The 17,004-nt window shown below is 43.2% G+C and carries 10 protein-coding genes and 1 tRNA gene; 10 read left to right on the forward strand and 1 reads right to left on the reverse strand.

Features of this window, described 5'->3' with window-relative positions:
* Positions 1-361: 361 nt before the first annotated feature.
* The 10 genes from BTW00_RS06075 to BTW00_RS06120 all read left to right on the forward strand — a co-directional run bounded on the left by BTW00_RS06075 (position 362) and on the right by BTW00_RS06120 (position 14,242).
* Positions 362-437: transfer RNA gene (locus BTW00_RS06075), tRNA-Trp, on the forward strand.
* A gap of 51 nt (positions 438-488) precedes the next feature.
* Positions 489-974, forward strand: coding sequence for a preprotein translocase subunit SecE (gene secE / locus BTW00_RS06080; protein ID WP_075106682.1), 486 nt, complete (start codon positions 489-491; stop codon positions 972-974).
* Positions 975-1,045: 71 nt separating this feature from the next.
* A complete protein-coding gene (gene nusG, locus BTW00_RS06085) occupies positions 1,046-1,576 on the forward strand; it encodes a transcription termination/antitermination protein NusG (RefSeq protein WP_075106683.1) in 531 nt (176 codons plus the stop codon).
* 90 nt (positions 1,577-1,666) lie between these two features.
* The gene (gene rplK, locus BTW00_RS06090) at positions 1,667-2,098 is read left to right on the forward strand and encodes a 50S ribosomal protein L11 (RefSeq protein ID WP_058025423.1); all 432 of its coding nucleotides are present in this window, start codon (positions 1,667-1,669) and stop codon (positions 2,096-2,098) included.
* Positions 2,098-2,799 carry a 50S ribosomal protein L1 gene (gene rplA / locus BTW00_RS06095; protein ID WP_075106684.1) on the forward strand — a complete coding sequence of 234 codons (702 nt, stop codon included), beginning with the start codon at positions 2,098-2,100 and terminating at the stop codon, positions 2,797-2,799. The genes rplK and rplA overlap by 1 nt, the downstream gene beginning before the upstream one ends.
* Positions 2,800-3,273: 474 nt before the next feature.
* Complete coding sequence (gene rplJ / locus BTW00_RS06100) at positions 3,274-3,801, forward strand: 50S ribosomal protein L10 (RefSeq protein WP_057761724.1); 528 nt, start codon at positions 3,274-3,276, stop codon at positions 3,799-3,801.
* A 126-nt stretch (positions 3,802-3,927) separates the two neighbouring features.
* Positions 3,928-4,302: a 50S ribosomal protein L7/L12 gene (gene rplL / locus BTW00_RS06105; protein ID WP_058025420.1), complete on the forward strand. Its 375-nt coding sequence runs from the start codon at positions 3,928-3,930 to the stop codon at positions 4,300-4,302.
* A gap of 762 nt (positions 4,303-5,064) precedes the next feature.
* Complete coding sequence (rpoB, locus tag BTW00_RS06110; RefSeq protein WP_075106685.1) at positions 5,065-9,183, forward strand: DNA-directed RNA polymerase subunit beta; 4,119 nt, start codon at positions 5,065-5,067, stop codon at positions 9,181-9,183.
* 151 nt (positions 9,184-9,334) lie between these two features.
* A complete protein-coding gene (gene rpoC, locus BTW00_RS06115) occupies positions 9,335-13,552 on the forward strand; it encodes a DNA-directed RNA polymerase subunit beta' (protein ID WP_075106686.1) in 4,218 nt (1,405 codons plus the stop codon).
* 165 nt (positions 13,553-13,717) lie between these two features.
* Complete coding sequence (locus tag BTW00_RS06120; protein ID WP_075106687.1) at positions 13,718-14,242, forward strand: DUF6586 family protein; 525 nt, start codon at positions 13,718-13,720, stop codon at positions 14,240-14,242.
* A 100-nt stretch (positions 14,243-14,342) separates the two neighbouring features.
* Here the strand turns inward: BTW00_RS06120 and BTW00_RS06125 are convergent, their stop codons facing one another.
* Positions 14,343-16,991, reverse strand: coding sequence for a penicillin-binding protein 1A (locus BTW00_RS06125; protein WP_075106688.1), 2,649 nt, complete (start codon positions 16,989-16,991; stop codon positions 14,343-14,345).
* Between the last annotated feature and the right edge of the window lie 13 nt (positions 16,992-17,004).

The raw sequence follows: 17,004 nt of genomic DNA on the forward strand, positions 1-17,004 counted from the left end.
GAACTAAGACTTAAGTCTCAGTAATGAGATTATGAATTAGTCATAAAAAAGCCATCCTAAGTAGGGTGGCTTTTTTTTGGGTGTTGAATAAGGGCGGATACAGAATTAGATCTAAGATTTAGCAAAATGGTTCTTTTAATACTAGTTATTTATTTATAGTATACTGTATTGTAATTTGCCGCATAGCTTGCTATATTAGCGCTGCATTTAACATGTATGGTTAATCTAAACCATAATGAGAAAGCCTATAATTAATATAGTGACTTTTGGTAAATGCAATATCAGGTAAAAATTAACAATTTTACCGCCAAAGGCTTGCATTCTATGCTAAATATTGTATAATGCTGTCCTTTACACCCATAGGCGATTGGCTCAATTGGTAGAGCATCGGTCTCCAAAACCGAGGGTTGTAGGTTCGAGTCCTACATCGCCTGCCATCTTCTTATCTCATCTTTGTTGTACCCCACCATCTCCGAAGCGAGTTCTTTATGAGCAATAATCAAGATAACCTCGAGACTAAGTTATCTGATGCCAAGGCGGTTGCTGGTGGAATGCTGTCTAAAGATAAGCACATCTCAGCGAACGGTACTTCTGCTGTTGAAGTTGCTAAGACTGGCTCAATCAAAGATTTGATTTTGTGGCTACTTGCCGCAATTGTTTTGATCGGTGCGACTCTAGTTAATCAATATCTACCAGGCTATTGGCAACCAGCCAACGACGTCTGGGTACGTATTGGTATCATTGTCGCACTTATTGTATTTGCATTAGTTTGCTTGGCAATGACGCATCAAGGCCGTGCTTTTAAAATATTATTAAGAGACGCAGGTGTTGAGCTTCGCCGAGTAACATGGCCAGGTAAAGACGAAACCTTTCAATATACATGGCAAGTCATTGTTGTGATTGCAATTGCTGGGTTCTTTGTTTGGTTATTAGATAACTTTTTTAATTGGTTCGTTGGTATCTTTATCGGTTAATAGCGCGTATTAGCGACTATTAACGAGAGATTTACTTATAACGACTTATTTATAATGATCAGGAGCGTGATATGCGTTGGTATATTGTCCAAGCGTTTTCAGGATATGAAAAACAAGTACAACGTTCATTAACTGATCGTATTAACCGTAGTGACTTTACTGAGTTATTCGGTGATGTACTGGTTCCTACTGAAGAAGTCGTCGAAATGAAAGACGGCAAAAAACGTAAGAGTGAGCGTAAGTTCTTTCCTGGATACGTATTGATCCAGATGGAGATGAACGATAATACTTGGCACATCGTAAAAGACTGTCCGCGTATTATGGGCTTCATCGGCGGTACGCCTGAGATGCCTGCACCGATTACGCAAGTAGAAGCTGATCGCATTTTAAACCGTTTGAATCAAACTGAGACTGACCCACGTCCTAAAACGCTATTTGAGCCAGGCGAAGAGTTGTTGGTTATCGATGGTCCATTTACTGACTTTAAAGGGTTGGTAGAAAAAGTGGATTATGAGAAGTCTAAACTACATCTAACGGTAAACGTATTTAATCGACCTACGCAGGTTGAGCTTGAATTTAGTAAAGTTGAAAAACTAGACTAAATCAGCAAAAAATTCATCAACCGGGGAGCTGTTAGTCAATTAGGTATATACCACGTTGATTTGGCGCTATTACCCATTTAGGAGAGTATCATGGCTAAGAAGATTGATGGTTACATCAAACTGCAAGTGCCTGCAGGCAAAGCAAATCCTTCACCACCGATTGGTCCAGCTTTGGGTCAAAAAGGTGTGAACATCATGGCGTTCTGTAAAGAATTTAACGCTGCGACCTCAGGCCAAGAGCCAGGTCTACCGATCCCAACTGAGATCACAGTATACAGCGATAAATCTTTTACCTTCATCATGAAGTCACCACCAGCTGCGTACTTACTACGTAAAGCTGCTGGCATTGCTAAAGGTTCAGGTACACCGAACACTGCTAAAGTCGGTAAAGTCGACCGTGCACAGCTAGAAGAAATCGTTAAAACTAAGAATGCAGACTTAACTGCAGCTGATCTTGACGCTGCTGTTCGTACCATCGCTGGTACTGCACGTTCAATGGGTATTACCGTGGAGGGTGTATAATGTCTAAGCTAACCAAACGTCAAAAAGAAATCCAAAGCCGTGTTGATAACGAAAAGCAATACACTCTTGAAGAAGCCGTTCAAATCCTAAACGATTTGCCAGCGCTGAAATTCAAAGAGTCTATCGACATTGCAGTAAACTTGGGCGTTGACCCACGTAAATCTGACCAAGTCGTTCGCGGTGCAACTAACCTACCTGCTGGTACTGGTAAAACCAAACGCGTTGCTGTATTTGCTCAAGGCGCTGCTGCTGAAGCCGCTAAAGAAGCTGGTGCAGACATCGTTGGTTTTGAAGACCTAGCAGAACAAATCAAAGCCGGCAACATGGACTTTGATGTTGTTATCGCAGCTCCAGATGCAATGCGTGTTGTTGGTCAATTGGGTACGATCCTAGGCCCACGTGGTCTAATGCCTAACCCAAAAGTTGGTACGGTAACGCCAAACGTTGCTGAAGCTGTGACCAACGCGAAAGCAGGTCAAGCACAGTACCGTGTTGATAAAGCTGGTATCATCCATGCAACTATCGGCCAAGTTGGTTTCACTGCTGAGCAAATCGAGCAAAACGCGCAAGCGATTCTTTCTGATCTAAAGCGTGCTAAGCCTGCTACTTCTAAAGGTACTTTTATCAAAAAAATCACCTTGTCTAGCACGATGGGCCCTGGTCTAACGATTGACGCTGTTCCTTATCGTACTGCAAAATAATTAAAGTCTCTATTTTTGAGTACTTGAACTTCAAGTATTTTGAATGATGAGCACACACTATATTTAAAAATTAGGTCAGCGTAGTATTTGCTACGCTGTCTAAGACCGTAGGTAGAGAGTGGTTTAGCGTCATAGATAGCAATTTTCGAATGGTTAAATATGATACTGAGTCACTTTTGTTAATCGACGACAGATGAAAATCTTAGTTGTCCTACGCAGACGGTGGCCCACACAGTTTAAGACACGAGCGAATAGGGCGGTAAGGTTATTTATATAACCTTCAAACTATTACTCAACGTCATTCTGATAACGGTGCCGTAATCAGTCGTTATCAGTAGATGCTTTTTTCATTAATTGAATCCGCTGGTAATGTGTCGTATCAAGTCAGTCCCAGCTTAAAGTTTAAGCCCGCGGAAATTTCGATTTTCAGCGCTTTTATGATAAGCAGATTGATAAGATTAAAGGAGTCAACTTATGGCATTAACGCTAGAGCAAAAACAACAAGTTGTGGCTGAAGTGTCTGAAGTTGCTGCTAATGCTTACTCAGCAGTAGCTGCCGAGTATCACGGAATTGGTGTTGCACAGCTTACTAAGCTTCGCGAACAAGCTCGTGATAAAGGTGTTGTTTTGAAAGTGGTAAAAAATACCCTTGCAAAACGCGCTTTTGAAGGCACTAAGTTTGAGAGCATGTCAGACCGTATGACTGGTCCACTACTTTTGGCTTTCTCTATGGAAGATTTGGGATCTGCAGCACGAGTCGTTTTCGACTTTAGCAAAGATAACAAAGCTTTAGAGACCAAATTAGTATCAGTCGGTGGTGAAGTTTATGGTCCAGAAGAGCTAGAGCGCGTATCGAAGCTACCAACTCGCGACGAAGCAATCTCTATCTTGATGGCTACTATGAATGCACCAGTGACCAAGCTTGTCCAGACTATGAATGCTGTTCCTGGCAAGTTCGTTCGCACTGTAGCGGCAATCAAAGACGCAAAAGAAGCTGCTTAATTGCTTGTTTTAACGTAACTTTGACATCGCTGGTTGTACTGTATTGCCAATTCTATTTGTATATTTGGCAAACGATCAAAGCGATATTAAAATCAATTAATTTTTATCAGATAACGGAGAGTTCTCATGGCACTATCTAAAGAAGATGTGTTAAACGCAATCGCTGAAATGTCAGTAATGGATATCGTTGAGCTAATCAGCGATATGGAAGAAAAATTCGGCGTAACTGCTGCTGTTGCTGCTGCTGCACCTGCTGCTGCTGCTGGTGGCGCTGCTGCTGCTGAAGAAAAAGACGAGTTTGACGTAGTTCTTGCTAGCTTCGGCGACAAGAAAGTTGGCGTAATTAAAGCCGTACGTGAAGCAACTGGTCTTGGCCTAAAAGAAGCGAAAGATTTGGTTGAAGGCGCTCCAGCTCCAATCAAAGAAGGCGCATCTAAAGCTGAAGCTGAAGAGTTGAAAAAGAAACTTGAAGAAGCTGGTGCAACTGTTGAACTAAAATAAGTTTAACACTGTACAGAAAAAAAGCTGGTAATGCCTTGCATTGCCAGCTTTTTTTTATTATAATTCGTAGCTTGACCTTTTGTGTCTGCCAACATACGTATGCATTAACGGTGGATACCCATCAAAAGGACAGACGATATACATGCAAGTACACATACCAGTTTTTAAAATCAGTTAATATCAGCTAAACGTCTGTAGATGTTTGGCATTTTTTTGTGTCTGCATGCTTTCCTATCAACACTATAGTTTATACTGATTCTTAAAGTTATAGTTACCCCGATTATTAATCCTGAAAAAAGCGGTATTCTGAAAAAGCTGGTGATCATAAGTTGCCTACTTGGTGTGGCATGACTGTCGATATTAAGTCTTATAGACAGTTTGCATGTGTAGGGAACATAGTTCGGTAATAAGCAGTCTAGATGGCAAGTGGCTTATATGCAATCTTAATAGACGTTATTTTCCAGCAATGTATTTGTAAATTAAGCCTCATAGGCAATGCATTATAGATTATATAATATTGAATTTTTTGGTTGCAACAGTCATATAGATTGATTCACTTACCATGAATTTAGCAAGCAACGACGAGATTAAGTGAAGTGTGCTAGGTAAGCACTGATGAGTAAAGTAGTAATTGAAAGAAAAAACATGAACTGAACACGAAAATCCGTTTTATATTATCGTTTACGTCGCTAAGTGTGCATCGTATTTATGCATACTGGCCACGCTTTTAATTTGTTTCCACGTTTACTGTAAGGACTCTCGATGGCATATTCTTATACTGAAAAAAAGCGTATTCGCAAAAGTTTTGCTGAATTGCCCACTGTAATGGACGTTCCCTATTTACTGTCTATTCAAGTAGATTCTTATGAGCAATTTTTGCAAGAGCACAAAAAGCCAAAAGCTCGTGAGAATACTGGTTTGCAAGCTGCGTATTCCTCTATTTTCCCAATTGAGAGTCACTCTGGTAACGCCGAGTTACAATTTGTTGAGTACTATTTAGGTACGCCTGAATTTGATGAGCGTGAGTGTATCTTACGTGGTTCAACGTTTGCGGCGCCGATGCGTGTCAAAATCCGTTTGATCATCAAAGATAAAGATAGCAAAGATAAAGATAGCAAAGCCGCTATCAAAGATATCCGTGAGCAAAGCGTTTACATGGGCGAGATGCCTTTGATGACTGCTAACGGTACTTTCATTATTAATGGTACTGAGCGTGTTATCGTATCTCAGCTACATCGTTCACCTGGTGTGTTCTTTGACCATGATAAAGGTAAGTCGCATTCAAGTGGTAAAGTGCTTTATAACGCGCGTATCATCCCTTACCGTGGTTCATGGTTAGACTTTGAATTTGATGCAAAGGACTTAGTCTTTGCTCGTATTGACCGTCGCCGTAAACTATTGGCTTCTATCATCTTACGTGCACTTGGTCTGACCACATCTGAAATTCTAGATTTGTTCTTTGATAAAGTGGCTGTTTATAAAGCTGAAGAGACGTTTGAAATTGATCTCGTTGCTGATCGCCTACGTGGCGAAATGGCTCAGTTTGATATCGTATCACCTGAAGGTGACGTTATCGTAGAGCAGGGCAAACGTATCAACGCACGCCGTATCCGTCAGCTTGAAGAAGCAGGAATGACGAAAATTGCTGTGCCTGATGAGTATCTATACGAGCGTATCTTAGCAGAAGACATCGTCGTTAATGATGAAATCATCGCTAAAGCAAACACGCCAATCGACCACGAGTTATTGGTTAAATTGAACTCATTTGAAGCCAGTGGTGCCATCAAAGAGTTCAGCATTCTATTCACCAACGATATCGACCAAGGTAGTTATATTGCCGATACGCTACGTGCTGATAGTACATCAAGCCGTGAAGAAGCATTGATCGAAATCTACAAAGTAATGCGTCCAGGTGAGCCACCAACGGTCGAAACTGCTGAAAAACTGTTTGAGAGCATGTTCTTTAACGCAGATCGTTATGACTTATCAAATGTCGGTCGTATGAAATTCAACCGTCGTCTTGGTTTAGAATTTGATAACACTGATGATCCTGATATCCAGCGTGAACGCAGTGTATTGACCAACGATGATATCGTTAACGTTCTAAAAGAGCTTATCGAGATTCGTAATGGTCGCGGTGATGTCGATGATATTGATCATCTTGGTAACCGTCGTATTCGTTCAGTAGGCGAAATGGCAGAAAACCAATTCCGTGTTGGTCTAGTACGTGTTGAGCGTGCCGTAAAAGAGCGTTTAAGCTCAGCAGAATCAGACAACTTGTCACCGCAAGATTTGATTAACTCTAAGCCAGTAGCGGCTGCGGTTAAAGAATTCTTTGGTTCAAGCCAGTTGTCACAGTTTATGGATCAGAACAACCCGTTGTCTGAAGTTACCCATAAGCGCCGTGTATCAGCGTTAGGACCTGGTGGTCTAACTCGTGAACGTGCAGGCTTTGAAGTACGTGACGTACATGATACCCATTATGGCCGTGTATGTCCTATTGAGACTCCTGAAGGTCCAAACATTGGTCTGATCAACTCACTAGCGACTTTTGCTAAAACCAACAGCTTTGGCTTCTTAGAAACGCCATATCGCCGTGTGGTTGATGGTAAAGTGACTGATGTTATTGAATATCTATCAGCAATCGAAGAAGTAGGTACTGTTATTGCACAGGCTGATTCTCCGATGACTGAAGATGGCGCGTTATCTGACGAAATGGTCAGTGTACGTAGCTATGGTGAATTTGTTCGTATGCCGCCAGAAAAGGTGACACATATGGATGTATCACCAAGTCAGGTAGTATCGGTTGCAGCAGGTTTGATTCCGTTCCTAGAGCATGATGATGCTAACCGTGCCTTGATGGGCTCGAACATGCAGCGTCAGGCTGTTCCTACGCTACGTGCTGATAAGCCATTGGTAGGTACTGGTATGGAGCGTCACGTTGCTCGTGACTCTGGTGTCTGTGTTATTGCTAAGCGTGGCGGTGTGATTGAAGATGTTGATGCATCGCGTATCGTTGTTCGTGTAAACGAAGACGAGATGACTGCTGGTGAAGCGGGTATCGATATCTATAACTTGATCAAATACACGCGCTCTAACCAGAACACTTGTATCAACCAACGTATCATCGTTAACCAAGGTGACGAGATTGCTTTGGGTGATATCTTGGCTGATGGTCCTTCAACGGATCTTGGTGAGCTAGCACTAGGCCAGAACATCCGCATTGCATTTATGCCGTGGAATGGTTACAACTTCGAAGATTCAATCTTGCTCTCTGAAAAAGTAGTTAAAGAAGATCGTTTCACTACTATTCATATCCAAGAATTGACTTGTGTGGCTCGTGATACCAAGCTAGGTACAGAAGAGATCACTGCTGATATTCCAAACGTTGGTGAAGCAGCACTATCAAGTCTTGATGAAGCAGGTATCGTCTATATCGGTGCTGAAGTTGACGCTGGTGATATCCTAGTTGGTAAAGTGACGCCAAAAGGTGAAACACAACTAACGCCAGAAGAGAAACTACTACGGGCTATCTTTGGCGAAAAAGCGGCTGACGTAAAAGACACTTCACTACGCGTACCAACTTCAAGTAAAGGTACGGTTATCGATGTACAGGTCTTCACCCGTGATGGCGTTGAAAAAGACGCACGCGCAAGAGCGATTGAAAAATCGCAGCTTGATAGCTATCGCAAAGATTTGAAAGAAGAGCTACGTATCTTTGAAGAAGCAGCACGTGGCCGTATTGGTAATCTATTAGATGGCCAAAAAGTCAGCGGCGGTGCTGGTCTAAAAGCGGGTACAGTTATGGCATTGGCTGATATGAAAGATATGAGCCTTGAGACCTTGCTTGATATCCAACCAGTTGAAGAAGAAATCTCTGAGCGTCTAACGCAAATCGCTGATTACTTGGTTGATAAGCAAAAAGACATCGATGTGAAGTTTGCTGAGAAAAAACGTAAATTGACTGCTGGTGATGACTTACAACATGGCGTACAAAAAATCGTTAAAGTATATCTAGCGGTTAAGCGTCGTATTCAGCCTGGTGATAAGATGGCTGGTCGTCATGGTAACAAAGGTGTTGTATCGCGCATCATGCCAGTTGAAGACATGCCTTATGATGAAAATGGTAATACCGTTGACATCGTATTGAACCCGCTTGGTGTACCATCTCGTATGAACATTGGTCAGGTTCTAGAGACGCATTTGGGTATGGCAGCGAAAGGGTTGGGCGAGAAGATTGACGGTATGCTCAAATCTCAAGCAGCAATCAAAGAGCTACGCGACTTCTTGGATAAAATCTACAACCAAGTTGGCGGTGAGCAAGTTGATCTTGATAGCTTGAATGATGACGACATCATGGCGCTAGCAGCTAACTTACGTGGCGGTGTCCCAATGGGTACAGCGGTATTTGATGGCGCAAGAGAAAGCCAAGTCAAAGATCTGCTTGAGCTTGCTGGTATGGATCGCGATGGTCAGCAGACGTTATATGATGGTCGTACAGGTCAGAAGTTTGACCGTAAAGTAACCGTTGGTTACATGTACATGCTCAAGCTTAACCATTTGGTTGATGACAAAATGCATGCGCGTTCAACGGGTTCTTATTCTCTAGTAACGCAGCAGCCACTCGGCGGTAAAGCTCAGTTTGGTGGTCAGCGCTTTGGTGAGATGGAAGTATGGGCACTAGAAGCTTATGGCGCGACGTACACGTTGCAAGAAATGCTAACGGTGAAGTCGGATGACGTTGAAGGCCGTACTCGTATGTACAAAAACATCGTTGATGGTGAGCAGTATATGGATCCAGGCATGCCTGAGTCGTTCAACGTACTGACCAAAGAAATCAAATCACTGGGTATTAATATTGAGTTAAAACAAAGCAACTAGCCCGTTGTTTAACTTAGTTGTCCACTAAAGGCAGTCTGCTTTATTGCTGCTGCTTTTAGTGATTTGTCTCAACCCTATTCATTGCCTTCATTCATCTTATCTGCGTCAATGGTACGCTGTCAGATGATTATAAAGATAACGGAGAAGCAACTTGAAAGATTTACTCGATATCATGCAAAGCCCTACCGGCAACGGTAATACAGAGTTTGATAGCATTCAAATTACTTTGGCCTCACCTGACGTCATCAAGTCATGGTCACACGGCGAAGTAAAAAAACCTGAAACCATCAACTATCGCACGTTCAAACCTGAGCGTGATGGTCTTTTTTGTGCCAAAATCTTTGGCCCAGTAAAAGACTTCGAATGTCTATGTGGTAAATATAAGCGCCGTAAGTTCCAAGGCGTTATCTGTGAAAAATGTGGTGTTGAAGTCACCACTGCTAAAGTCCGTCGTGACCGTATGGGTCATATCGACCTAGCTAGTCCTGTGGCGCACATTTGGTTCCTAAAATCACTACCAAGCCGCATCGGTCTATTGCTAGATATGACATTGCGTGATATTGAGCGCGTTCTATATTTTGAAAGCTATATCGTGACTGAGCCTGGTCTGACTTCTTTAGAGAAGTATCAATTGCTTGATGATGAAGATTATTACAAAGCACTTGAAGAGTTTGGCGATGAATTCACTGCCAAGATGGGTGCTGAGGCTGTCCAAGACCTATTGAAAGATATCGATATGGATCTTGAGATTGATGAGCTGCGTGAAGCGATTCCGCAAACAGGTTCTGAGACCAAGCTTAAGAAGATGTCTAAGCGTCTTAAATTATTAGAAGCATTCCGTGATTCTAATAACAAGCCTGAGTGGATGGTAATGAATATCTTGCCAGTACTACCACCAGATTTGCGCCCGCTAGTACCGCTAGAAGGTGGCCGTTTTGCGACGTCAGATCTAAACGATCTATATCGCCGTGTAATCAACCGTAACAACCGTCTTAAACGTCTGCTTGAGCTAAGCGCACCTGACATCATCGTACGTAACGAAAAACGTATGTTACAAGAGTCAGTGGATGCGTTGCTTGATAACGGTCGTCGCGGTCGTGCCATCACTGGTAGTAATAAGCGTCCATTGAAATCTCTGGCAGATATGATCAAAGGTAAGCAAGGTCGTTTCCGTCAGAACTTACTTGGTAAGCGTGTCGATTACTCTGGTCGTTCGGTTATCGTTGTAGGCCCAACATTACGTCTACATCAGTGTGGCCTACCTAAGAAAATGGCGCTAGAATTATTCAAGCCATTTACTTATAACAAACTATTGTCTCATGGTTTGGCAACGACGATTAAAGCTGCCAAAAAGATGGTAGAGCGTGAAGAGCCACAAGTGTGGGATATGCTGGCCATGGTTATCCGTGAGCATCCAGTACTTCTTAACCGTGCGCCAACACTTCACCGTTTGGGTTTACAGGCATTTGAGCCAGTATTGATCGAAGGTAAAGCCATCCAGTTGCATCCGCTTGTTTGTACTGCATTCAACGCCGATTTCGATGGTGACCAAATGGCCGTTCACGTGCCATTGACCCTAGAAGCACAGCTTGAATCACGCGCGTTGATGATGTCTACCAACAACATCTTGTCACCTGCGAACGGTGATCCGATCATTGTACCATCACAGGATGTTGTACTAGGTCTATATTACATCAGTCGCTCGTCGATCAATGCCAAAGGCGAGAGCATGATTTTTGCGACCGTTAATGAAGCATTGCGTGCAATTGGTTCAAACGACCTACATGTAAACGCGAAGATCAAAGTGCGTGTCACTGAGACGCAAATTGATGAAGACGGTAACGAGACCAAAGAAACCAGTATTAAAGATACGGTTGCTGGTCGTTTGCTTATCTGGAACATCATGCCTAAAGGTATGACGTTTGATGAGTGTAACCAAGAGATGACGAAGAAAAATATCTCTCGTTTGATCAACTCTTGCTACCGTAAAGTTGGCGTCAAAGAAAGCGTTATGTTTGCTGACCAATTGATGTATCTTGGTTTCGCACAAGCGACGCTATCTGGCGTGTCTATCGGTATCGATGACATGGTTATTCCACCACTGAAAAAGCAAATTATCGAAGTGGCAGAAGGCGAAGTTCGCGAAATCGAAGATCAGTTCGAGCAAGGTTTCGTAACTGCTGGTGAGCGTTATAACAAAGTCGTTGATATCTGGTCACGTACCAATGACAAAGTCGCTAAGGCGATGATGGATAACTTGGCAACAGATAAAGTCATCAATGCGCAAGGCGAAGAAGACGAGCAGAAATCATTCAACTCGATCTTTATCATGTCGGATTCTGGTGCTCGTGGTAGTGCAGCACAGATTCGTCAGTTGGCCGGTATGCGTGGCCTAATGGCGAAACCAGATGGCTCAATCATTGAAACTCCGATTAAAGCGAACTTCCGTGAAGGTTTGACGGTACTACAGTACTTCATCTCAACTCACGGTGCACGTAAAGGTCTAGCGGATACAGCACTAAAAACAGCTAACTCAGGTTACCTAACTCGTCGCCTAGTTGATGTGGCGCAAGATTTGGTGATCACGAGTGATGACTGTGGTACTGAAGAAGGCCTACTCATGAAGCCACATATCCAAGGTGGTGAAATCATTGAGAAATTAGGCGAGCTAGTACTTGGTCGTGTAACTGCACGTGATGTGACGTATAACGATGATGCTGATAAAGTATTGGTTCCAGCCGGTACTTTGATTGACGAGTATTGGGTTAACGTCCTTGATAGCAACGCGATCGATGATATCTGGGTACGCTCAGTTATTACTTGTGATGTTGAGCATGGTGTGTGTTCACAGTGTTATGGTCGTGACCTTGCACGTGGTCATAAAGTGAACATCGGTGAGTCAGTTGGTGTTATGGCCGCTCAGTCTATCGGTGAGCCAGGTACTCAGTTGACCATGCGTACGTTCCACGTGGGCGGGGCCGCGAGTTCAGCATCTGTGGACAATAGCATCTCTGTACGTAATGCTGGTCAAGCGCATTTTGAAAACATGAAAACGGTACAGCATACTGACGGTCACTTAGTCATCGTATCGCGTTCAGCTGAAATCGCGTTGACTGATGAGCTTGGCCGTGAGCGTGAGCGCTATAAAGTACCGTACGGTTCAAGCGTTCTTGTGAAAGACGAAGAGCAGGTTGAAAGCGGTCAAACCATCGCTAAATGGGATCCGCATACCCATCCAATTATCACAGAATTTGCTGGTACAGCACGTTTCAGTGATATCGTTGATGGTTCAACGGCGACCGTTAAGGTTGATGATGCCACTGGTATGAGCTCGTTTGAGATTCTAGCGACTCGTGACCGTTCAAGTTCAGCAAAAGACTTACGTCCTGCTATTATCTTGAACACTGACGAAGGCAAAGAAGTGGTTTACTTCTTACCAGCTGAAACGATCATTCGCGTGAGCGATGGTGAAAAAGTAGCAGCAGGTTCGATTCTAGGCCGTGTCCCACAAGCCTCTTCTGGTACAAAAGATATTACCGGTGGTCTACCACGTGTTGCTGATCTATTTGAAGCACGTCGTCCAAAAGATCATGCCATTATGGCAGAAATGACAGGTGTCGTAAGCTTTGGTAAAGAGACTAAAGGTAAGAACCGCTTCATTATTACCAATGAAGATGGTGAAGTGCATGAAGAGCTGATTCCAAAATGGCGTCAAATCAATGTCTTTGAAAACGAGACGGTAGCACGTGGTGAGATTATTGCAGATGGTCCACAAAACCCGCATGATATCTTGCGCTTGAAAGGCCAGACGGCACTTGCTGATTATATCGTCAACGAAGTACAGGACGTCTATCGCTTGCAGGGTGTAAAAATCAACGATAAGCACATCGAAGTTATCATTCGTCAGATGCTGCGTAAAGTTGAAATCACTGATGGCGGCGATTCAAGCCACTTCAAAGGTGATCAGGTTGAGTATGCAGATATCAAAGCGTTGAATGCGAAACTAGAAGCGGAAGACAAATTCCCAGTACAGTTTGAGCGTCAATTATTAGGTATCACTAAGGCAAGTCTTGCAACTGAAAGCTTTATTTCAGCGGCGTCTTTCCAAGAAACAACCCGTGTACTAACGGCGGCGGCTGTGACTGGTAAAGTGGATGAGCTACGTGGTCTGAAAGAAAACGTGGTCGTTGGTCGCTTGATTCCTGCAGGTACGGGTCTTGCTTATCACAAGGCACGCAAAGAGACAGCGGATCAGAAGCTACAAGACAGTGATCTAAATGCAGCGTTTGATATGACTGCAAGCACTGATAGCAAAGACTTTGCAAGCTTTGATGAAGCTTTCGCTCAAGAGCTAAATCAAAATAATTAATTGTATTAAATATTTTTGATTCATTTTCAATTCAGAAAAAGCCAGCCTAAGTCGCTGGCTTTTTTGTGTGTATAAAAACTGAGAAAGGCATGGTGCTATTATCTAAAAAAATAGTACACTGGAAAACAAGCCTCAATTTACTATCTATAGAAGGATAAGTCGCACATGGCAGGTAAAACTCGCGTTGCCAAATATCAAGCAGATCGTACCAATCAAAAACTCTATTTCTGCCGTCTCTCTTGTCAAGCAGCAGGCAGCACCAATGATAAGCAGCTATATCAGGCTCATTGTGAAACGGCTATTTTTCATTTATACGGGGCATTGTTGGCATTTATTCAAGAGTTGGGTCATTTTTATAGTCTAAACATGACCTCGCCAACCTTGTCAGATATTGAGCAAGCACTAAGCGAGCGCACGCAGGTATCTCCTGAGATTCAGCGCTTGCAGCAATTGCAGCAGCAAGGCTTTATTGCAAATATAGAGCGCGCTTATGAGCGTTGTCTTTATGCGGTACCACCAGATACGGTTGTGGATGAAAAACCAAGTAGCGATTTAGCCGCGCCCGACCTTATTGTGAATGTCGTTACTTTGTCAAATCAATGGTTACCTGATGAGGCAACGATAAGAGAATGGCGTAATCAGCTTTTAGAGCTGATCGAGCAACTACGTGCAGGGATGGTTGAGTTTTAGCAGGATGAGTATATCTGAAATATAATATCTACAGAAAAGGCTTACTCAGCGATGACTGAACAAGCCTTTTTTTATATCGGTAGCTAGAGATACCAGTAGATTACTCTGGCATCGGGGGCATACGCTGAACTGGCGTGACCGATAAAGGGTTTTGCGGCACGCTATCGTTACTACGGCTATTGTTTGCTTGAGCTACTGCTGAGTTGTTAGTATCTGTAGTTGGTTCAGGTAGGGTCGGCTTACGCTGCTGAGTTTGAGTCTTGACCGGTTTTGCTGGTGCGCTATTATCAGAGATGTCGTCATCATCAGTTATAATACCATCATCGGTCATTTCTATAATTTGCTGTTGCTGCTTTTTAGATTTTGAGCGGTTATTGATAGACACCCATTGGTTTGGCGTGTCTTTGAGCTGAGCTTTCATAAAGTCCATCCAGACGGGCAGGGCAGCCACACCACCATACTCTCGGCGACCCATAGATGTTGGCTGATCAAACCCCATCCATACAACCGTTGCATTGGTAGGATGAAACCCTGCAAACCAAGCGTCTTTGGCTTCGTTGGTTGTACCGGTTTTACCGCCAATATCATCACGGCCTAAGGCTTTTGCTCGTACTGCTGTACCACGCTGCACCACATCACGTAAAATATCTGCCATCTCAAATGCCACTCTAGGCTTTAATATCCTTGGTGCTTGTTTGGCTGCTACGTATTGTACGACAGGTGCTTTTAGGCGATCTGATTGTGGACCAGCGTCATAGATAGTAAGGTCAACAACTTCATCCGTTTCTTCTACATTTTTACTATTTTCTAACTCTGTGCTTTCGGTAGCTGATTTATCAGTAGTACTATTGTCGTCTTCTAATGATTTATTATATTCTTCTATCAGGTTTTTATTAACCGCTTCAAGTTGCTCATTGAAGCATAAGGCGCAAGCCTGAAGTGGATTGGCCTGAAATAATAACTCATTTTTATAGTTATAAATTTGCTCAATAAAGTAAGGTTGTACGCGGTGACCACCATTGGCAAAGGTCGAATACGCCGTTGCCATTTGCAATGGGGTTGCTTGTCCTGCCCCTAGAGCCAACGATAAAGTTGTTGGTAGTTTTTCTTTGTCTAGGCCGAACTCATCTAATAGATTGCGCGCATCAGAAATACCAATGGCTTGTAGGAGACGGATAGAAACCAAGTTGCGAGATAAATACAAACCACGACGTAAGGTAATGTCACCTAAGAAGCGTTCATCAGAGTTTTTAGGTTTCCAGTCGCCTACTTGAATAGGGCGATCTGAAACAATACTGTCTGGATGATAGCCTTTTTCCAAAGCTGCGGTATAGACCAATGGTTTGATGGTTGAGCCAGGTTGGCGCCATCCTTGTAAGGCTCGGTTGAATTTACTATGTTTGAAATCAAAACCGCCTACTAATGCATTGACCGCGCCAGTTTCTGGATTTAATGAAACCAGACTACCTTGTATTTTGGGTATTTGCCCTAGCTGCCAATTACCATTTGCGGTAGGTATCACGCGGACAATATCGTTTTTGCTGACTATTTGGCTAGCATTATTAGGATAGTAACCGATACGATTGGCAGAGATGTATTTGCGTGCCCAGCTCATGCCAGACCAATTGACCGTTACACTTTCACCAGACTGTAATGTCGCTTCAAAACTACGAGAGTTGACTTTGGTAACTTTGGCAGGAGACATATTGCTATAGCGCTGAAAGTTTTCGAGAGGCTCGTCATTTGCCTCTGCACCGCGCCAGCCATGACGATGCTCATAAGCTACTAAGCCTGTTAATATGGCCGCTTCTGCATCGGTTTGTGCCTTACTATCAACAGTCAGGCGAACACGCCAACCACCATGCATCACTTGCTCACCGTAACGCTCGACTAGAGTCGCACGCGTCATTTCTGCCAAATAGGGCATATTAACGTCGAGTTTTTCTTGATATAGTTTGATGCCTACGGGGGAGTTAACGGCCTCATCATACTGAGCTTTTGTGATATAGCCCAATTCATGCATACGGCCAATAATCCAGTTGCGCCGAGTCAACGCGCGGCTAGGATTGGCAACAGGATTGTATTTAGAAGGGGCTTTCGGTAAACCGGCAAGCATTGCCATTTCAGCAATGGTGAGATTATCTAGTGATTTACTATAGTATTTTTTGGCAGCAGCGCGGATACCATAAGCGCCTTCACCCAAATAAATCTTATTGACATAGAGAGTAAGGATCTCATTTTTGCTAAGCTCATCTTCCATTTTTCGCGCCACAAACAGCTCTGTCAGTTTGCGATTTAGAGTACGTTCAGGACTTAAAAAGTAATTTTTGGCGACCTGCATCGTAATAGTGGAGCCACCAGTCTGACTGTCATCATCAGTCACAACTTCAGTGACCGCGCGCCCAAGACCTTTAATACTAATACCACTATGCTGAAAGAAAGAAGCATCTTCTGCCGCTAAAAAAGCATGAGTCAAATCTTCAGGAATTTCATCGAATGTGACTGGTAACGATAAACGATTGCCGTATTGGCCGATTAATTTGTCATCGCTACTATAAATCTGCAATGGCATTTCTAAATTGGCAGTTTTTATCTCTTGAATACTTGGCAAAGTTGGCGATAAATACATCGCCATACCATAAAAACCAATAGGTACAGCAAGTGCTAAGATAACTGCCAATGCTAGGCAAGCGACAAAAAGTCCCACCAAGAAATGAATGAGACGAGCGGTAGCATTTTTTTTGGCCATAATAAGACTTATT

The sequence above is a fragment of the Psychrobacter sp. C 20.9 genome (assembly GCF_001921765.1).
Lineage (GTDB): Bacteria > Pseudomonadota > Gammaproteobacteria > Pseudomonadales > Moraxellaceae > Psychrobacter > Psychrobacter piscatorii_B.